The following is a 19,996-nucleotide window of genomic DNA, read 5'->3' on the forward strand; positions in this document are numbered from 1 at the left end:
TTGGGTCCCTGTCCAGACTTCCGGTGCAATTGTGCCGGCCCCGGGCCATTATGGGCCCAGAGGCGTGGCAGAACTGCGCGACATCCCGCCGGGTCATGGCGCCTCCGGATCGGGGCCGAGCCCGAGGGCCACGTAAAGCGCTATGGTATCGCTGGCATAATCGCGCTGGCTTTGCGCCAGGCTGGTCCGGGCCTGCGAGACCAGGCGCTCGCGGTCCAGCACGTCCAGTGCTGTCACATCGCCTCGGCTTTCCAGAAGCTTGCGCGACAGATCCAGCGCCTCGGCGTTCAGGGCCACCACGCGTTGGGTCCTTTGCACCGCCAGCCGCGACCCCGCCACCGCCGCGAGGCCCGTCTCGACATCCTCGACCGCCGAGAGGACCGAGAGCCGCCAGTTCAGATAGGCCTCCTCGGCCGTGGCATGGGCGACATCGGCCTCGGCCTGCAGCCGCGGCAGGCTGAGGAGCGGCAGCGACAGGCCCAGCGTCGAGGAATGGCTGGTGCCGGTCAGGCTGTCCAGCGGGGCGCTGATCGTGCCCGAAAGGCTGAGGCTGGGATAGAAGGCGGCGCGGGCCTGGCCCAGATCGCCCAGTGCCGCGGCATATTGCGCCTCGGCCCCGCGGATATCGGGGCGGCGGCGCACCAGGTCGGCCGGAATGCCGATGCGGCCCGGCGTGGCCAGCACCGGCTGGCGGCCGGGATAGGCCAGGTTGATGCCCAGCGTGCCGGCCGGCTGGCCCAGCAGCGTGGCGATCTTGCCCTCCTGCCGGGCGCTGGCGGCGGCAAGCTGCGGCAGGCGGGCCTCGGTCTCGGCCACCAGGGCCTCGGCGCTGACGATGTCGAGCCGGGTGGCGGCGCCCAGCTTCATCTGGGCCTTCAGACTGTCGAGCGTGGTGTGGCGCGAGGCAAGGTCGAGCCGGCTCTGCGCCATCTGGGCCTGGGCAAAGCGCAGGTCGACATAGGCCTGGGTCAGTTCGCCCAGAAGCTGCAGCCTGGCATTGGCCGCACCATAGCGCGCCGCGGCAACCCGGGCCGAGGCGGCGGCGACAGCGCTTTTGTGACGCCCGCCGAAGGGAGAGGCGTTGATCGCGAGCTCTCCCGCCGCGGTGTCGCTGTAATGGGTGTGATCCACCGAAAGCGAGAAGCTGTCCGACAGCACGGCACCATTGGCGCGGGCATTGCCCTCGGCCTCGCGGACCCGGACGGCGGCGATCTGCAGCGAGACATTCTGCGCCAGGCCCTGGGCCACCAGCTGATCCAGCACCGGGTCATGAAAGCCATGCCACCAAGTGGTGAGGGCGGCATCGGGCCGCGGCGGCGGCGCCACATGCGAATACCGCGCCGGCAATTCCATCCGCGCCGCGGGCAAGGGGGCACCGCCGTCACAACCGGCCAGAACCAGCGCCGCCGCGGGAGCCACCCGCCCCAGACCACGCCATAAGCCGTGCAAGTGCATCTGCCCTGCCCTGTTCGATTTCTGCCTCACCCGGCGCATCACGTGACCCTTGGCGGGTCCTCCGACGACGAGATGGCCAAAGCTAGCACAACGGCAGGCCAGCAGATCATGAAACCCGCATCTGCCGTGGATTTTCACCCGCTCTGTGGTGATATTGTGTCAGAAGCGCCCCAGTCGGGCTCAGAGGCTCTGCCACCCCAGAAGCGGCAGGAGACCCGCGCGGCGCGCCAGGGCCAAAAGGACAAGCGGCCCGATGACCCCGGTGGCGACCCCGAGGAGGAGATGCAGCCCGAGGCTTTCCACCCCGAGCTTCAAAAGCAGGATGCGCGTCGCCGCCGAGAAGATCACATGCGCCACATAGATCGCCAGTGACCATTGACCCAGCCGCGCCAGCCAGCCGAGGCCGCGTGGGTCGATGGCCTCAAGCCCGCGCAGGCACAGAACGAAGCCCAGGGTGGCCCCGGTGCCAACCAGCAGCGCCACCGCCGCGGAATTGGCAAGCACAAGCGCCAGGCCCTCGAAGACCAGAAAGACCACGGCGCCCGCCAGCGCCGGCACGACCGGGGTTCTGGCCAGCAGAGGCTGCGACAGCAGCACGCCCAGGATGAAATAGGGCGCATTGCTATAGGCCCCGACCAACCAGACCGCAAAGCTTCCCACCCCCGGCTGCAAGACCGCGAGGAGAAGGGCCAGAACATAGGCCAGACCCCATCCGGCAAGGCGCCACGCCGCGTGACGCACCACGGGGCGCAGGACAAGGATCAGCACGGCCTGAACGAGAAACAGGGCCCAGAGGAACCAGAACTCTTCGCGGGGCGGCAGGGGGATCAGGGGAAAGGCGCTCCAGGGCACCGGCGTATTGGCCAGCTGTCCGACCGCCGCCTTGAAGGCAAAGAAGATCCAGGTCCAGATTGCCAGCGGCCAAAGCAGGGTGACGACGCGGGACCACAGCAGGGCCAGAGGCGGCCGGCGGACCAGGCCCGCATGGAAGAACAGGCCCGAGACGAAGAAGAACACCGGCATGTGGAAGGCATAGATCAGCCGATCCACGGTCTGGAACAGCCATCCTTCGATCGGAATGCCTGCCGGCAGCAGCCCGCGCCAGACATGGCCGAAAACCACCAGGATGATGCCCAGCCCCTTGGCCCAGTCCGGCCAGAGCTGACGCGAAACGGAAGAAGCCCCCACCGGCGCATCCGCCCCGGCCCGACCGCGCCACTCCGCCTCTGCCATCTTGCCCCGCCTCGCCCTTGCCGTAGCGGTGCCAGTCTGGACCGACATCCCGCCTTGCGCCAGAGCTTTCCCCTACTCGCGGAAGGCCTTGTCGAAATAGATCTGGAACGGGTGCAGAAGGTAGCTCATCGGGCTGCGGTCGCCGGTGGTGATGAAGGCCTCGACCGGCATGCCCGGCACCAGGGTCTTGCCGCCCAAAGTGGCCAATCCGGCGGCATCAGGCTCTATTCTGACGGCGTAATAGCTTTGATGGGTGGTGTCGTCGGTCAGCACATCGGCCGAGATCTGGGTCACGCGGCCCTCGACCGGCAGGGTCTCGCGCTGGTCGAAGGCGGTGATGCGCAGCGAAACCGGCTGGCCGATATAGACATTGTCGATATGGGTCGCATCGACCTTGGCGGCCACCACGAGGGGCTGGCCCTGGGGGATGATGTAGAGGATCGGCTCTGCCCGCTGCACCACCGAGCGCACCGCAAAGACGCGCGAGCCATAGACGACACCCGCCACCGGCGCCCGGATCACCAGCCGCGACAGCGTGTCCTTCAGCGCCAGTTCCTGTTCGACCAGATCCAGCGCCTTGGCCTGGATGTCGCGCAACTGCGTCACCGCCTCTTCGCGCCGCTTGGTGGTCAGCTGCAGGATCGAGATGGAATTGGACGAGATCTGGCCCCTCAGCTCGGCGATCTGCGCGGTCAGCTGGCCGACCTGGCCCTGCAGATTGGCCAGCTCGCGTTCGGTGTCCATGACATGCGAGGCCTGTTCCAGCCCCTGCTGCAGAAGGTCCTTGCGGGTGGCCAGGGCGGCGCTCAGCAGATCGACCTGGCGGTGGACCGCGTCAAGCTGGGCCTGGGTGCCGTCGATCCGGGTCTGCAGCTGGCCGCTCTGTTCCTTCAGGAGGCCGCTTTCCTGCGCCAAAGCATCGAGGCGGGCGTGAAAGAGGCTCTTCTCATTCTCGAGCCGGGCGGCGAAATCGGCATCGTCGTAAAGCTGGCCGGTATAGGAGGCGACCGGCGTGACGGCATCGCGCCCGTCGCGTTCCGCCTCGAGCCGGGCCTCGCGGGCGGCGAGATCGCGCAGCTGCCCCTCGACGATCGCCAGTTCCGATTGGGTGCGGCTGCCATCGAGCCGGATCAGCACATCCCCCGCCTTCACATGATCGCCATCGCGGGCCAGAATCTCGCCCACCACGCCGCCATCGGGATGCTGGACGACCTGGCGGTTGCTTTCGACCTGGATCGTGCCGGGGGCCACCACGGCGCCGGCGATCCGGCTGGTCACCGACCAGACCCCGAAGCCGCCGACCAGCAGCACCAGCGAGATCATCCCGATCGCCATCGGCAGCCGGGCCGGCCAGGTCGGGTCGCGGTGCTGCGGCTGGCGCGGCGCGGCGGTGGCCGGGCTGCCCGCGACGGCGGGGGAAAATCCGGCCGGCCTGGCGCGATCAGAGACGGAATGGATGGCACCCCGCGGCGCCTTGGCGGATTTCGTCATGGCGATTTGCTCCGCTGCAGCGAGGGCCTCAGGCTGCCGGCATTCTTGACCGATTGTTCCAGCACCTGGTCGCGCGGGCCGGCACTGGTGATCTGGCCGCCCTCCATCACGATCAGGAAATCGCATTCGGCAATCGCCAGCGGCCGGTGGGTCATGATGATCACCGCCCTGCCCTGCGCCTTCATCTCGCGCACCGCGGCATTCAGCGCCTCGGAGCCTTCGGCATCCAGCGCCGAGTTCGGCTCGTCCAGGATCAGCAGCGCCGGATCGCCGTAAAGCGCCCGGGCCAGGGCGATGCGCTGGCGCTGGCCGCCGGACAGCTGGCTCATGTTGCCCTCGATCACCGTGTTGTAGCCTTCGGGCAGGCGCAGGATCATCTCATGCGCATTGGCGCGTTTCGCCGCGGCCACCACCGCCTCGCCATCCGGCGCCTCGGCCATGCGGGCGATGTTCTCCGAAACGGTGCCGGTGAAGAGCGTCACCGCCTGCGGCAGATAGCCGATGTGGCGGCCAAGGATATCCGGGTCATATTGCGCCAATGTGGCCCCATCGAGCCTGATCTCGCCCCCCGAGGGCGGCCAATAGCCCAGAAGCGCGCGCGCCAGCGTCGACTTGCCCGAGCCCGACAGGCCGATCACCCCCAGCGCATGGCCGGGATCGAGCTGGAACGAGATGTTGCGGATCACCGGCAGCTTGGCGCCGGGCGGCACCACGGTCAGCGCCTGGACCTGCAGCCAGGCCTTGGGCGCGGGCAGGTCGGCCAGGCTCGGGTGCAGCGGGGTGGCCGCCAGATAACGCCCGAGCGCCACCCAGCCCGACCGCGCCTTCTGCACCACCTGCCATTGCCCCAGCGCCTGTTCGATGGGCGCAAGGCCGCGGCCCAGCAGGATCGAGGAGGCCACCATCCCGCCCGAGGACATCTCGCCCTTCATCAGGTAATAGGCGCCGATCGCCAGCATCACCGATTGCAGATATTGCCGGAAGGTCTTGGTCAGGGTCGAAAAGCTGCCGGTCCAGTCATTGGCCGACAGGACCTGCGCCAGCCCGTCCTGCCGCCGCACCACCCAGCGTTCGGTCATGACGCGCCGCATGCCCTGCGTCATCACCACTTCGGTCCCCGAGCGCACCTGTTCGGCAAAGAAGGAGGCCGCCTGGCTGGCCACCTGCGCCCCCGCCACCTTGCGCGCGGTCAGGATCTGGTTGGCCACGGTCAGGACCACGAGGATCGCCCCGCCGGCCAGCCCCGCCCAGCCCAACATCGGATGAAACAGAAACAATGAGGCCATGAAGAAGGGCGCCCAGGGCAGGTCCATCAGGGCCAGGAGCACCGGCGAGATGAAGAACTGCTGCACCGCCTCGACATCGCGCAGCGCCGAGGCCGGCATGGCACGCTCCTGCGGGTTGGAGGCCCGGCGCAGCGTCGCCTCGAAGACCCGGCGGTCGAGTGCGGTCTGGAACCGCGCGCCGACCCGCGCCATGACCCGGCCGCGCGCGTAATCCAGCGTCGCCGTCAGCAGGAACAGACCCGAAATCAGCAGAAACAGCGCCAGCAAGGTCTCGACCGAGCGCGAGGGCAGCACCCGGTCATAGACCTGCAGCATGAAGAGCGAGCCGGTCAGGCCGAGGAGGTTGACGAAGACCGAAAAGACGAAGGCCGCCCACATCAGACGGGCGCCCAGCCGACGGGCGGCGCGCAATTCCTCGGGACCGGAGGGGACAGGCTTCATGGACGACATTCTTTCAAGGCGCGACCACTCTAGCATGGCTTGGCCATCAGATGTCCGGTTTAGCGCCGGAATGGAAACAAAACCTTCACGCCGGGCAGGATCTGAGCGATCTCCGGCGCGGCGGTTAATCGCGGAACTGCGCCAGAAGGCGGATCAGCTGCATCTGGAAATGGGCCGTCACCCCCGGTCCGCGCAGGGTGAGGACGCCAAGGCCGCCCTCGACCCAGACCCCGGGGATCTCCTCGGTGCCGGGCAGGGGGAAGGGGGGCATGGGTCGGGCGGGAACAGAGACGGTTTCGGCGGCGGGCGCAGGGGGGGCGGCCTCGGGCAGGGGTCCGTCAGGCGCGGGCCCCGCGCTCGGGGCGGGGGGCTGTTTCGGGGCGGTCAGGGCGCGCTCCAGGAGGGCCAGTTCGGCCTCGGCCGTCTCGGCCGGGGTCTTGCGCAGGCGGTCGCGCAGGCGGGTGGTGAAGGCGGCATCGGCCTCGAGCCGCCGCGCCAGGGCCAGGCCCAGCCGTTCGGGGATATGGCTGGCAAAGCGCAGACGGTCGTCCAGCGCCGCCACGATGCGCAGGAAGGAGCCGATCTTGGACCGCTTGGCCCGGCTGGCCGCCGCGAACAGCCGCGACAGGGCGGCGGCGGCATCGGGAAACACCCCCTGTTCGGCGGCCCGCGCCACGATCCGGGCGCGTTCGTAATAGGACAGGCCGACCCGGATCTCGTTTTCCTCGACCATGGCGAGATAGGCTTCCGAGGCGGCCTCGGGGTGGCGCAGGATGGCGAGGACGCTGGCAAAGCGGCGCTCCTCCGGCGCCTCGGCCTGCAGGCGGCGCAGGGCGGTCAGCCGCCGCCAGCCCGAGATCAGGCCATAGCGGCCCCCGGGCAGGGGGGTGACCTCGATCGGCATCTGCTGACCGCGGGCGCGCAGCGATTGCATCAGGGTTTCAAGCTCGGCCTCGTCGGCCACCATCCGGTCGCGCACCAGATAATCGCCCTCCACCGCCGAGAGCGGCAGGGCCTCGATCATCCGGCCGCCGTCACGGGCCAGGGCCACCTCGCCGGCGAGATCGGAGAGGGCGGCCACGGCGGATGCCTCGCCCGCCACCCAGGAGATCGGCGCGCTGCTGCGCGACACCCCCATCGGAAACAGCGCCTCGGCGCGGGACGGGGCGGGAAGGCTTTCGGCAGCGGGCTCGGCAAGGCCGGGGGTTTCGGCCAGATGCGGCAGGGTCAGACGTTTGCGTTTGGCCATCCCTGGCGCCCTCCGATGTTTCGCACGCGAAACGTGGTTACGTAAAGCATTGAAAATATTGATTTTTTTCTCAAAGCTCGCGGAAAGACCCTCATGCTGCGCCCTTTGCCTCCGTCTCGTCGCGGCGCCAGGCGCCGATCAGCAGCTCTTTCAGCCCGGCATAGGTCTCGTCAAAGGTGGCGCGGCCGCGGGCATAGGTCTCGCGGTTGAAGTCGCGGTAATCGGCCTCGTAGATGCCGTTGACGCTTTCCCCGGCCTGGCCGATCAGCGCGGTGTAATCCTGCCGCCAGGGCGAGAGGATGCGCCCCATATAGGCCTGGATCAGCCCGGCCATCTCGGCCTGCTGACCGGCGTCATAGCGGGTGATCACGGCGCGCACGGCATCCCATTCGAAGGACAGTTCCGGTCGGCCAAGCGCACGGGCGGCGATGTTCTCGCCCTCTTCGATCGAATGGAAGGTCGAATGCAGCATGTCGAAGAACCGGCCGGTGCTGTCGAATTCGAGGAACGAGGCGCCAAGCGGCACCAGAAGGATATCGGCGGCGGCCAGACCATTGATGGTGAGATACCCCAGCGCCGGCGGCGTATCGAGGAAGATCACATCATACTGGTCCAGAACGCCATCGGCGGCGAGGATATCGGTCAGCGCATCCCAGAGCTTCCAGCCGCGCGAGGCCATGCGCCAGACCGGGATCTGGAACTCGGCCCAGTAGAGGTTCAGCTGCGCCCCGATCAGGTCGATATTGGGCCAGTGGGTCTTGTGGATGACATCGGCGGCCTTGACCTTCAAAGCCTCGGCCAGGGTCTCGTCCATGGCGAGAGGGGCATCGCCGCGGTCGACCCGGCGCTGGTTGTCGGCGCGCAAGGATTGCGCGTAATGCCGGGCCAGAAGCGGAAAGACCGTGCCCCATTCATCGGCGATCCGCGCCCCGAAGATCGAGGACATCGAGCCCTGGCTGTCCAGATCGATCACCAGCACCCGGTAGCCATCCAGCGCCGCCGACATCGCCAGATGGGCGCAGGTCGAGGTCTTGCCGACGCCGCCCTTGAAATTGGCCACGGTGACGATCTTGGCGGGCAGGCCGGCCGGGCGGTAGGGCAGGTATTCCTTGGCCTTGGAACCCTCCTGCCCGAAATGGGCGCGCAGGCGCAGCACCTCGTCCAGCGTGAACCAGCGCGCGCCGCCCTCGGTATCGGCGCGGCCCTGCGGCAGGTCGGGGTTGAGGCGCAGCACCCGGCGGAAATGCTGGACGGCGACCGGGATCAGGTATTTGGTGATTTCCCAGGTGGAGAAGAGCCGCAACCGCTTGGCGCCGCTTTCATCCATGCCGCGCGCCGCCAGGTCGTCGCGGCCGCGCCGGCAGGCCTCGGCGATGGCGGCGAAATCGGCGGTGCCGGTGCCGGCGCCCAGGGTTTTCATCGCCCGGTCGGGACCGATGTTGAAGTAGGGAGGCAAGGCCTGATCGCTCATCTTATCCCGCCATGTCATGCTTTTTTGCCAAGGTACCGCAAAAGACCGAACATGCCAAGCAGGAGCGAACATCCCTTCTGATTCTCAGCAAAATCGGGGGTTTCGCGGGGCGGGTGGGCCGGGTCGGACCGCGGGATCTGGCCGGTTTTGCCCAAGTCTGCCGTCTTTTTCAGTTATGGGTATGTTAATTTAAGGGTTACGGCTTTCGCGGCTTTCTGCAAGCCCTTGATGTGAAAGCCGATCCCGGGGCTTTTGCGCGTCAGGGTGACTCTGATCCCACGATAGGGCGACTCTGATCCCCCGCTGGCCCGACTCCGATCCCCCGAAGCCGTTCTGGACGGGCAGGGCCCGAGGCCCTAGCATGGGTGTCAATGAAACGACGATAGGGCGGGGCAGGATCCGGGGCCGCGGGGCGGGCATCGGATCGGAAACCAGGCCGGGAAACGGGCGGGAAAACGGGTGGGGAATCGGGCCGGGAAACGGGCGGTGAATCGGGGCAGGGGGGGCGCGCGGTGAGAGCGCCCCGCGCCGCTGCGGTGAAACCGGCGCCGGCTTTCAGGCCGCCAGATATCAAACCCGCCGAGGTCGATTTCTTCGTCTGCGATTTCTTCGGCGTGGCGCCCAAGCATGACCTGGCCAGCATGGAACATCCCCTGTTCTCGCTGTCGACCCGGCCCGACCTGCGCATCCTGACCTATCGCCACAATGCGGCGGAAATCACCGTGACGCCCTCGGTGCGCGGCAGGGCCACGATCTTCGACGCCGATATCCTGATCTTCTGCATCAGCCAGCTGATGGCGGCGCTGAACGCGGGCCAGCCGACCAGCCGGGTGCTGACGCTGACCGCGCATGACCTCTTGCTGGCCACCGGGCGCGAGACCTCGGGCGATGGCTACCAGCGCCTGCGCGAGGCTTTCGAACGGCTGGCGGGCACCCGCATCACCACCAATATCGCCACCGGCGATGTCGAGGTGACCTCCGGCTTCGGCCTGATCGAGGCCTGGGAGATCGTGCGCCACACCCGGGCCGGGCGGATGGTCTCGGTCTCGGTCACCCTGTCGGACTGGCTTTACCGGGCGGTGCTGTCGAAATCGGTGCTGACCCTCAGCCGCAGCTATTTCTCGCTGCGCAAACCCCTGGAGCGCCGGCTTTACGAGATCGCGCGCAAACATGTCGGCCGCCAACCGGAATGGCGGATCTCGCTGGAGACGCTGTTGAAGAAATCCGGCTCGACCAGCCCGCGCCGGGTGTTCCGCGCCATGCTGCGCGAGATCATCCGCGCCGATGGCCTGCCCGATTACCGCATCGAGGAGGAGCCCGGCGATATCCTGGCCTTCCGCCCGCGCGGCGTGATCGAGCCCGAGGCGGCGGACCCCGCGGGCCTGCCCCGCCTGCCGCCCTTTGCCCCCGAAACCTTCGAGGCGGCGCGCCAGCTCAGCCCCGGGGCCGATGTCTATGCGCTGGAGGCCGAATGGCGCGCCTGGTGGGAGGCCACCGGCCGCCCGCAGATCCATGCCCCCGACCGCGCCTTTCTGGGCTGGGTCCGGGCGCGCGGCGGGTAATGGGGTTGGGCATGAGATCCACAGCCCGGCGTGAAACCTGTCCCCGCCCCGCCCCACCATGCGATGCAAATTGAGAAATCCGCCCCAAGCTGCTAGAGAGGGCGCAAGCTGGTGTGTCGGGGAAAGAGTGCAGGGTGCCGGGATCCAAGTCGTTCACTGAACCGTTTTCCGTTCAGGGGGAAACCCGGCCCTGGGGCCTGTTCTGGTTCGGCCTCGCCCTGCTGTCGGCCGGGATCTATTTCCAGACCGGCGTCGCCGCCCTGGCCGAGGCCTGGGCCCTGCCGGAATACAGCCATGGGCCCCTGATCCCGCTCCTCTCGGCCTTCCTGTTCCTGCGCCATCTCAAGCGCGTGCCGATCCAGAGCCATCCGGTGACCGACCGCGGCGCCGGGGTGGTGGTGATCCTGCTGGCCATGGTTCTGGGCGGGTTCGGCCGGCTGATCCAGATTTCCGATTTCGCCGCCTATGCGATGATCCTCTGGGTCGGCGGCATGATCCTCGTGACCTTCGGCTGGGCGCGGGGCCGGCAGTTCTGGCCGCCCGTCCTGCACCTGATCTATATGCTGCCCCTGCCGGGGGTGCTCTATTACGGGCTGTCGACCTGGCTGCAGGGGGTCTCCTCGCATCTCGGCATCGTCTTTCTCGATCTTCTGTCGGTGCCGGTCTTCCTGGACGGCAACATCATCGACCTGGGCGTCTACAAGCTGCAGGTGGCCGAGGCCTGTTCGGGCCTGCGCTATCTGTTTCCGATCCTGTCCTTCTCCTACATCTTCGCGGTGCTCTACAAAGGGCCGACCTGGCACAAGGCGGTGCTGCTGGTTTCGGCGGTGCCGATCACCGTCTTCATGAATTCGGTCCGCATCGCGATTGCCGGCGTGGTGGTGGACCGCTACGGCACCGAATTCGTCGAGGGCCTGACCCATTTCATGGAAGGCTGGGTGATCTTCCTCGTCTGCGTGCTGATCCTCTTTGCCCTGGCGCGGATCATGCTGCTCCTGAACCCGCAGAAGATGACGCTGGCCGAGGCGCTGGACCTGGATTTCGACGGGCTCTGGCCGCAGTTTGCCCGGCTGCGCCGGATCGAGCCTTCGCGGGCCCTGGTCGGGGTGACGCTTCTGATGGCGGTGGGGGCGCTGGCCTGGGCGGTGATCCCGGCACGGCCGCTGGCACAGGTTGCGCGCGATCCCTTCTATGCCTTTCCGATGCAGATCGGCGACTGGACCGCCTCGGCGCCGCAACGGCTCGATGCCCAGACCGCAAAGGTGCTGGCGGCGGATGATTACCATCTGGTGACGCTCGCCAATCCGGCGGCGGCGCAGACCGTCGACCTCTTCATCGCCTGGTACCGCGACCAGATGGCCGGCGGCACCCATTCGCCCACGATCTGCCTGCCCTCGGCCGGCTGGGAGATTTCCGCGCTGGAAACAATCGATGCGCCCGCCGATGCGCCGGGCGCCCCCTTCACGCTGAACCGGGCGGTGATCCAGAAGGGGCTGGACCGGATGCTGGTCTATTACTGGTATGACCAGCAGGGCCGGCGGACGGCGTCCTCTTATTATGCCAAGCTGATCATGGCTGTTTCCAAGGTGCGCAGCGGGCGCAGCGACGGGGCCATCGTGCGGCTGATCACCCCGATCGCCCAGGGCGAATCCCTGGCCCGGGCCGAATCCCGGCTGCAGGACGCGCTGCGCGCGGTGGCCGTGCCCCTACCACGGTTTGTAGCGGGGCCCTGAGCGGCCCCGTAAATCTAGCCGGAATCCGCCAGACCGACGGCCTGGCCCCCCATATCGGCGAAAAAACAGGCAAATGCCCCTCCGGCTTCGGCGTGATGCTGCCAGTTGGAAATTTTGCGGCGGTTCCCGACTTGCGGGGTTTTTTACAGACAATTATGGCGACTGTAGAGCGGAGGGGCAAAATTCCGCCAAAATTACAGGCTTTGTTCATGAGTTCGACATAATCAGGCCATGTCGAGGCCCATGATTACAGTTTTCATCGCTACCGAGGTTTGTGTCTGTTTCCGGCAGGACGACAAGATTCGTCTCCTGGGCCAGATGCACAACGCGCAGACGGACAGGGGAAAAACATGACCACTGCAGGCACGAGCATCGCATCCGGATCCGGTCTTACGGATCCGACGTTGGCCTTTGGCTTGACGCATATCTCGGACTGGTCGACGCAGATGCCGTTTCTGGATCTGATGAAGACGTCGCGTCCGTGGATCGGGCACAGCGGGACGACCTGGGATGCGATGAACTACACGTCGCTGCAGAGCCGGGGCTATCTGGATGCGAATGGCTGGCCGACCTCGATCCCTGCGGGGCTGACCTCGGTGGGGACGGTCTGGGACTGGGGCAGCAGCTCGACGGATGCGGCGGCGGCGGCCTCGCGGGCSGGKGTCTATGTGCTGACCTATACCGGCGAGGGGACGGTGCAGCTTGGCGGCGATGCCAAGATCCTGAGCTCGGAACCCGGGCGGATCGTGTTCCAGAGCATGACGGGCAACACGCTGACGATGGACATCACGGCGACCGACCCCAAGCACAACGGCAATTACCTGCGCGACGTGGCGATCGTGCCGCAGCAATACGAGGCGCTGCACGACGCGGGCGAGATCTTCAACCCGGCCTGGCTTGCGGTGGTGCAGGATGCGCGCGAGCTGCGCTTCATGGAATGGATGAACACCGACGATGGCGTGACCTCGGCGCATTGGGCGGACCGCCCGCAGACGGGGGATGTGACCTGGGCCACGGCGGGCGTGCCGGTGGAAGTGATGGTGGAACTGGCCAACCAGACCGGGACCGAGCCCTGGTTCAACATGCCGGCCGGGGCGGACGAGTCCTATATCCGCAATTTCGCGACCTATGTGCGCGACCACCTGAACCCCGGGCTGAAGGTCCATGTCGAATACAGCAACGAGACCTGGAACTGGGCCTTCACCCAGACGCAATGGCTGGCCGCCCAGGCCAAGACGGTCTGGGGCACGACCGACGGCGCGGCCTGGCTCAGCTATGGCGCGATGCTGGCGACCAAATCGGCGCTGATCTGGGATCAGGTCTTCGGCAGCGAGGCCGATGCCCGGGTGGACAATGTGATGGGGGCCCAGACCGACAATTCCTGGATTGCCACCCAGCTTCTGACCGCATCGCTCTGGCAGAAATACGATCCCGCCGGCTATGTGCCGCCTTCCGCGGTCTTTGATTCCCTTGCGGTGACGACCTATTTCGGCAGCGCCACCATGGCGACGACGGCGCTGCGCGACGAGCTGCTGACCGTGCTGAAGAACGGCAGCATCGATGCGACGGCTTGGCTCAAGGCCAAGATGGAGGATCCGAACTATCCCCAGTCGATCCCGCAGATCGAAGCGCAATGGGCGGCCCACAAGGCGATCGCCGACAAATACGGCCTGGATCTGGTCGCCTATGAAGGCGGCTCGCACCTGCTGCACTCTTTCGCGCTCGACGGGATCAGCGCGGCCGATCTGGCGACGCTGACCACCTTCCTGTCGGGCTTCTCGCGCAGTCAGGCCATGGCGGAGCTTTACCACGAACTCTGGATCGGCTGGGCCGCGGTCAGCGACGGCCCCTTCATGCATTACGGCGATGTCGCCGCCTCCAGCCAATACGGCGCCTGGAGCATCTTCAGCGCCCTCGGCGACCACAATCCCCGCGGCGACCTGCTCATGGACCTCAACCAGCATTCCCCCTCCTGGTTCGGCACCGGCGGCGGGAAACAGTATCAACAGGCCCCCTTGCCCCTGCCTTGAAATGCCGGGGCTCCGGCCCCGGATTCCGGATGGTGCAAAACGGTCTCATTTGTGTAAGGATCGTTCCTATACCCCTAATATGAGTGGTTTTTTGGCAGCACAGGCAGACTTTTGCATCCGAAAGTGCGCCGGGCCTTCATGTGGGCAGCAATCTGTGTTGTGGCAGGGTGAGCTCTTTGCTCAACCTTTATCGCAAGGCGCTGCCTTGTCAGGGTAGTGTGAACGAGTTCGGGGAGTGGGATTGAAGTACCTGTTGAAAGCCTACCGATTGCTTGATGCACAGGAACGCTGGCAGGCTTGGCTGGTCGTGGGCATCGTGGTGGTCATGGCGCTTTTCGACACGCTGGGCACGGTCTCGATCATGCCCTTCCTCGCCGTATTGGCCAATCCGGACCTGATCGCCAAGAATGCCACGCTGGCCTGGGCTCACGACACCTTCGGCTTTACCGATCCAGAGAATTTTCTGATCTTTCTGGGTCTGGTGTCCTTCCTGCTGCTGATCGCTTCGGCTGCCGTCCGCAGTATCGGCCTCTTTCTGGTGAACCGCTTCACCCAGATCTGCACCTTCCGGATCGGCGCGCGTCTTCTGGAGACCTATCTGCGCCAGCCCTATGTCTATTTCCTGCACCGCCACAGCGGCGACATGGGCAAGAAACTGCTCTCCGACATCAACGTTCTGGTCGGCAATGCCTATCAGCCCGCCGCCAACCTGATCGCCCAGAGCGTCCTGCTGGTCGTGCTGGTCGCGCTTTTGATCGTGGTCAATCCCGAGGTTGCCATGATTGGGGTTCTGGTGCTGGCCGGCGCCTATCTGGGCATCTATGTCCTGATCCGCACCTATCTGGCCCGCGCCAGCCAGGAGCATTTTCTGGCCAGCCATGAACGGTTCCGCACCGTTTCAGAGGCATTGGGCGGGATCAAGGCGGTCCGGCTTCTGGGCCGCGAGGCCCATTACAGCCGCCGTTTTGCCCGCGCCTCGCATGACTTCGGCCATCTTCAGGCGGCGACGAACAGCGTGGCCATGGTGCCGCGCTATGCGATCGAGGCGATTGCCTTTGGCGGGATCATCCTGTTGACCCTTGCCCTCATGGTGAAATACCGCAGCAGCGAAACCGGCGCCCTGTCGCAGGTTTTGCCGCTTCTGGGTTTTTATGCCTTCGCCGGCTACCGTATCCTGCCCGCGGTGCAGGGGGTCTATCAATCGCTGGCCCAACTGCGCTTTGGCGGGGCGGTGATCGATGGCATCACCGCCGATCTGGCCGAGCGCGACAGCCTGCCGCCGTTGCCCGCCGCCCCGGCCACGTCCCTTCCCTTCACCCATGCCGTCGAACTGCGCAGCCTTGGTTTCCGCTATCCGCAGGCGGAAAGCGACTCGCTTTCTGACCTGAACCTGACCATCCCGGCCGGCTCCACCCTGGGCATCGTCGGTTCCACCGGGGCGGGCAAGACGACGCTGGTCGATCTGTTCCTGGGCCTTCTGACCCCGGATCAGGGTCAGATCCTCGTCGATGGCGTGCCCGTCACCCCGGCCAATGTGCGCGCCTGGCAGGCGGATCTGGGCTATGTGCCGCAGGACATCTTCCTTCTGGATGCCAGCGTGACCGAGAATATCGCCCTGGGTCTCCTGCCCGCAGAGATCGACATGGCACGGGTCCGGGAAGCCGCCCGCATGGCGCAGATCCTCGAATTCATCGAGACCCAGATGCCCGAGGGTTTCGGCACCATGGTGGGCGAGCGCGGCGTGCGGCTTTCGGGCGGCCAGCGCCAGCGCATCGGCATTGCCCGGGCGCTCTACAACAATCCCGGCATCATCGTCTTTGACGAGGCGACCTCGGCGCTGGACAATCTGACCGAGCAGGAGGTGGTCAAGGCGATCAACGAGCTGACCGGGACCAAGACGATCCTGCTGATCGCGCACCGGATCAGCACGGTGCGCAACTGCGACCAGATCCTGGTGCTGGATCGCGGCCGCATGGTGGGCCTGGGCAACTATGACACGCTTTACAGCGACAACGCCGCCTTCCGCCGGCTGGTCGATGCCCGCGAGGCCAGCTGAAGCGGGCTCAAAACAGCGGTAATTTTACATAAGATTTATTACGGGATGAGTTCCTGCAGGCGGGGTGCGCGCTATTCTGGAATGCGACTTTTCATGGCTCCCCGAGGTTTGGGACCCGGAAAGCCGCTGAGCAGGAAGATCCGGGTTCCCCCTCTTTCCGTTCCGGAGCGCCACTAGGCCGCGCCTGCGACCGCCTCCCCGCGCATCAGCAGATTGTCCACGCATTCCGCCAGTGTCGTGATATGCGGGTCCTTGAACAGATCCAGGTGACGGCACTTGATGTTCATCACCTCGACCTTGCAGCAGAACTCGTTCCAGCCATTGGTGCCGGTCGTATCCCGGACCTGCACCCAATCATCGATGACCAGCGCGCGCATCAGGGCCACCTGCCCCTTGAACCGGCGCGGCAGATAGGTCGAGAAGGCGCTGCTGCCCATCTCGGCGGCGGCGCGCAGGCGGCGCTGCAGTTCGGTTTCCGGCGGCTGAAGGGCGGGGTCGCGCGGCGAAACCGCAGACGCCGCTTTCAGGCCCAGCCGGCGCTGCACCCGGGAGCCGATATATCCGACCGCATCCCGCAACGAGGAGCGCGCCAATATCTTCACGTGCTGGACAAGCTTTTCCACCGCACTGCCGCCGATCACGAAGGAGCCCGGCGCATAGGAGTCGATGACGCAGACCAGTTCCAGCTTCTGGCCCTGGCTCTCCAGTTCGGCGGCGACCTCGACGGCCAGGTTGCCGCCGAAGGAATAGCCCAGGATCGCATAGGGTCCGGTCTTCTGCACCTGGCGCATGTAATGCACGACCGTGGCGGCCATCTTGCTCAGCGAGGGCTGGGCGTCTGACCCGAAGTCGAAGTCATGCATCTCGATGGCATAGATCGGCCGGCGGGTGTGCATCCGGGCGGCCAACCGTTCGTATTGCAGGGCCACGCCGCCGATCCCCGGGATGCAGAACAGGGGCGTCTGGGTGGCATCGCCCTGCCGTACGCTCACGATGCCATTGGGCAGCGCCGGCGCGGCCGTGTTGTCCAGCATCTGCGCGATGCGGCGGATGGTGCGGCCTTCCAGCATGGCGCGGACCGGGATCCTGATGCCGTGGCGTTGCTCGGCGCGGACCAGAACCTCCAGCGCCAGCAGGGAATGACCGCCGAGTTCGAAGAAATCATCCGTGACGCTGACCTTCTGCAGGTTCAGGGCCTCGGCCCAGACGGCGGCGAGGTGCTCTTCGACCGGCGTCTCGGGTTCGGTATGGGTCTGGCTCGCCATCCCGGTGCCGACCGGGGCCGGCAGGGCCCGGCGGTCGATCTTGGCATTGGGGGTCAGGGGCATCTCGGCCAGCACGACGAAGGCCGAGGGCACCATGTAATCGGGCAGCTGGTCCTGCAAGGCGCTGCGCAGGGCGGCAATCAGATCCCGATGCGGATCGGAGCCCGGTGCCGCCGCTTGGTCCCGCGCGGTCAGATAGGCCACCAGACGCTGATCGCCCGGCTGATCCTCGCGCACGATGACGACCGAGGCGCGCACGCCGGGATGGCGGTCGATACGGGCCTCGATCTCGCCCAGCTCGATCCGGCGGCCGCGGATCTTCACCTGGAAGTCGAGCCGGCCCAGATGGTCGAGCGTGCCATCCTCGCGCCAGCAGGCGCTGTCGCCGGTGCGGAACATCGTGGCGCCCGGCTGGAAGGGATCGGGCAGGAAACGCTCGGCGGTCAGCTCGGGCAGGCGCCAGTAGCCAAGCGCCATTCCGGCGCCGCCGATGTAAAGCTCGCCCGGCACGCTGGCGGCACAGGGCTGGCCATGCTTGTCCAGCACATAGGTGCGGGTGTTGGCGATCGGCCCGCCGATGCCGATATGGCCGGCATCGCGGATCTGGCAGCAGGTCGACCAGACGGTGGTCTCGGTCGGCCCGTACATGTTCCAGAGCGCGACCCCCTGCCCGATCAGCGCCTCGGCCAGTTCGCGCGGCAGGCTTTCGCCGCCGACCAGCGCCTTGAAGCCCGGCGGTGCGGTCCAGCCCGTCATCAGAAGCAGGCGCCAGGTGACCGGCGTGGCCTGCAGGATATTGGCGCCATGCCTAGCAATCAGCCCGGCCAGGGCATAGGCATCCGCCGTCTCTGCGCTGGAAGCCACCGCCACCGCCGCCCCGACGGTCAGCGGCAGCAGCAGTTCCAGCACCGAAATGTCGAAGGACAGCGTGGTGACGGCCATCAGCACGTCGCTGGCCTTTATCCCCGGCACCTGCGCCATGCTTTGCAGCATGTTGACCACGGCCCGGTGCGGGATGACCACGCCCTTGGGCGTGCCGGTCGAACCCGAGGTATAGATCACATAGGCCGGATCTTCCGGCCCGGCATCGCGCGCCGCATCGGGCGGCAGCGGCTGGTCCGACAGCGCGGCGAGGGCCGCGGCATCGCCATCCAGCAGCAGCTGCCGATCGCGCGGCAGGCCGAAGCCACCGGCCAGGGCGGTTTCGGAGAGCAGAAGCTGCAGGCCGGAATTTTCCACCATGAACTGCAGCCGGTCCGCCGGGAAGGCGGGGTCCAGCGGCACATAGGCCGCCCCGGCCCGGAAGATGCCCAGAAGGGCGGCCGGCAGATCGGCATTGCGCCCGACACAGAGCCCGACCAGCGCGCCGCGCCCGATGCCGCGGTCGCGCAGGGCGCGGGCGATGCGGTTGGCGCGGGCGTCCAGCCCGGCATAGCTCAGCATCTCGTCGCCGCATTTCACCGCCACCCGGTCCGGCGTGCGCGACATCTGCGCCCGGATCAGGTCCTGGGTGACCAGAGGCGCCAGGGGCACGGCCGTGTCGTTCCACTCCACCAGCAGGCGGTGACGCTCGTCTTCGGGCATGATGGTCAGTTCGTTCAGGCCACGCTCGGGGGCGGAGTCCAGCGCGGCGGCCAAGTCCTCAAGAGCCGTCTGCATATAGCCGCAGACGCGGTCGGGATCGATCGGCGCCTGTACCTGTGCCACCATCCGGAACCCGTCGCCGAAATCATCCACCGACAGGGTCAGCGGGTAGTTCGTCCGCTCGAAGAAGCGGATGAAATGCCGCCCCGGGATCGTCGTCGAAAACCACGCACTGGCCTTGTCAGCTTCAACCGAAAGGTCCGGGCCGTCCGGGCTGGCGGCGGCGGTCTGGTTTTGCGGGCCGAAATGGCCCACGCCGGTGCCCTGCGTCGGGCGGCGGTAGTTCAGGATCGAGTTGAACACCGGGACATTGGACCGGATGGCGCTGTTGCGCTGGACCATGCTCAGGGGCGCATGTTCATGCCGCAGAAGGCGGGCCAGAAGCATATGGGTGCGCCGGATGCCGTCCTGGACCGCAAGCTCCCCCAGCGCGATCCGCACCGGCAGCGTGTTGATGCAGGGGCCGATGATCCGCCCGGCCCCCTCGCCCCCCAGCATTCGGCCCAGAAGGACCGTGCCGAAGACCACATCCTCACGCCCCGAAAGCCGGGCGATCATCAGGGCAAAGGCCTCGTGGAACAGGCTGGCCGTGCTGACCCCGATCTTCTGGGCCCCGGCAAAGAGGCGCCGCGCCAGGTCGGGGTCGACGAAGCGGCGCTCCTCGTGGATGAGGCCGCCGTTGCCCAGCACATCGCTGAAGCCGAAGGGCGCGGTCGGCTCATCCACCTCCGACAGCATGTCGCGGAAGAAGGTCTCATGCTCGGACCGGGGCAGACCCAGCCGGGCCTGCGCCACGTAATTGCGGAACTGGGTGGGCGTGGGCAGCTGATCGCCCCGCGCCTGCAGATAGGCCTCGATCTCGCGTTCCTGCAGGTTGACCGAGGTCTGGTCGTCCATCATGTGATGGGTCAGCTGGTGGAAGATCCAGCGGCCGCTGGCCTTGTCCTGCGCGATGTAGATCCGGATCATCGGCGGGACCTGCATGTCGAAGCGCTGGTTCAGCAGGTTGAACCGCGCCAGAAGCGCCTCGGCGATGGTCATGCCCTCGGCGCTGACCTCGACTTCCTCGACGACCAGCGG

Annotated in this window: 11 protein-coding genes; 4 read left to right on the forward strand and 7 right to left on the reverse strand. The window is 66.8% G+C overall.

Going from position 1 to position 19,996, the window contains the following annotated elements; genetic code table 11:
* Positions 1–93: 93 nt before the first annotated feature.
* The 6 genes from AC1DZT_RS24265 to AC1DZT_RS24290 form a co-directional block, all read right to left on the reverse strand.
* Positions 94–1,455, reverse strand: a complete 1,362-nt coding sequence (locus tag AC1DZT_RS24265) for an efflux transporter outer membrane subunit (protein WP_478009230.1) — start codon at positions 1,453–1,455, stop codon at positions 94–96.
* Positions 1,456–1,635: 180 nt separating this feature from the next.
* The gene (locus tag AC1DZT_RS24270) at positions 1,636–2,688 is read right to left on the reverse strand and encodes an acyltransferase family protein (protein ID WP_478009231.1); all 1,053 of its coding nucleotides are present in this window, start codon (positions 2,686–2,688) and stop codon (positions 1,636–1,638) included.
* Positions 2,689–2,760: 72 nt separating this feature from the next.
* Positions 2,761–4,179 (reverse strand): HlyD family type I secretion periplasmic adaptor subunit, encoded by a 1,419-nt coding sequence (locus AC1DZT_RS24275; protein ID WP_478009232.1) that lies wholly within the window; start codon positions 4,177–4,179, stop codon positions 2,761–2,763.
* Positions 4,176–5,906 (reverse strand): type I secretion system permease/ATPase, encoded by a 1,731-nt coding sequence (locus AC1DZT_RS24280; RefSeq protein ID WP_478009233.1) that lies wholly within the window; start codon positions 5,904–5,906, stop codon positions 4,176–4,178. Before AC1DZT_RS24280 ends, AC1DZT_RS24275 begins: the two co-directional genes overlap by 4 nt.
* Positions 5,907–6,030: 124 nt before the next feature.
* Positions 6,031–7,155 (reverse strand): ParB/RepB/Spo0J family partition protein, encoded by a 1,125-nt coding sequence (locus tag AC1DZT_RS24285; protein ID WP_478009234.1) that lies wholly within the window; start codon positions 7,153–7,155, stop codon positions 6,031–6,033.
* Between the two features lie 91 nt (positions 7,156–7,246).
* On the reverse strand, positions 7,247–8,626 hold the full coding sequence (locus tag AC1DZT_RS24290; protein WP_478009235.1) for an AAA family ATPase: 1,380 nt from the start codon (positions 8,624–8,626) through the stop codon (positions 7,247–7,249).
* Positions 8,627–9,162: 536 nt separating this feature from the next.
* On the opposite strand from AC1DZT_RS24290, the gene AC1DZT_RS24295 reads away from it, so the two are divergent.
* The 4 genes from AC1DZT_RS24295 (at position 9,163) to AC1DZT_RS24310 (ending at position 16,007) form a co-directional block, all read left to right on the forward strand.
* Positions 9,163–10,188 carry a replication initiator protein A gene (locus AC1DZT_RS24295; protein WP_478009240.1) on the forward strand — a complete coding sequence of 342 codons (1,026 nt, stop codon included), beginning with the start codon at positions 9,163–9,165 and terminating at the stop codon, positions 10,186–10,188.
* Between the two features lie 134 nt (positions 10,189–10,322).
* Positions 10,323–11,921: a VPLPA-CTERM-specific exosortase XrtD gene (gene xrtD / locus AC1DZT_RS24300; protein ID WP_478009236.1), complete on the forward strand. Its 1,599-nt coding sequence runs from the start codon at positions 10,323–10,325 to the stop codon at positions 11,919–11,921.
* Positions 11,922–12,325: 404 nt separating this feature from the next.
* Positions 12,326–13,951 carry a hypothetical protein gene (locus tag AC1DZT_RS24305; protein ID WP_478009237.1) on the forward strand — a complete coding sequence of 542 codons (1,626 nt, stop codon included), beginning with the start codon at positions 12,326–12,328 and terminating at the stop codon, positions 13,949–13,951.
* 241 nt (positions 13,952–14,192) lie between these two features.
* On the forward strand, positions 14,193–16,007 hold the full coding sequence (locus tag AC1DZT_RS24310; RefSeq protein WP_478009238.1) for an ABC transporter ATP-binding protein: 1,815 nt from the start codon (positions 14,193–14,195) through the stop codon (positions 16,005–16,007).
* Positions 16,008–16,180: 173 nt separating this feature from the next.
* Here AC1DZT_RS24310 and AC1DZT_RS24315 read toward each other — a convergent pair.
* Positions 16,181–19,996, reverse strand: a 3,816-nt coding sequence (locus tag AC1DZT_RS24315) for a non-ribosomal peptide synthetase (protein ID WP_478009239.1), incomplete at its 5' end; no start/stop codon positions are given.

The sequence above is a fragment of the Rhodobacter sp. P1_C2 genome, from assembly GCF_056406375.1.

Excerpts from the sequence above, each read along its gene's own strand:
- AC1DZT_RS24285 (WP_478009234.1), bottom strand. The coding sequence starts at position 7,155 with ATGGCCAAACGCAAACGTCTGACCCTGCCGCATCTGGCCGAAACCCCC.
- AC1DZT_RS24275 (WP_478009232.1), bottom strand. The coding sequence starts at position 4,179 with ATGACGAAATCCGCCAAGGCGCCGCGGGGTGCCATCCATTCCGTCTCT.
- AC1DZT_RS24290 (WP_478009235.1), bottom strand. The coding sequence starts at position 8,626 with ATGAGCGATCAGGCCTTGCCTCCCTACTTCAACATCGGTCCCGACCGG.
- AC1DZT_RS24265 (WP_478009230.1), bottom strand. The coding sequence starts at position 1,455 with ATGCACTTGCACGGCTTATGGCGTGGTCTGGGGCGGGTGGCTCCCGCG.
- AC1DZT_RS24270 (WP_478009231.1), bottom strand. The coding sequence starts at position 2,688 with ATGGCAGAGGCGGAGTGGCGCGGTCGGGCCGGGGCGGATGCGCCGGTG.
- AC1DZT_RS24280 (WP_478009233.1), bottom strand. The coding sequence starts at position 5,906 with ATGAAGCCTGTCCCCTCCGGTCCCGAGGAATTGCGCGCCGCCCGTCGG.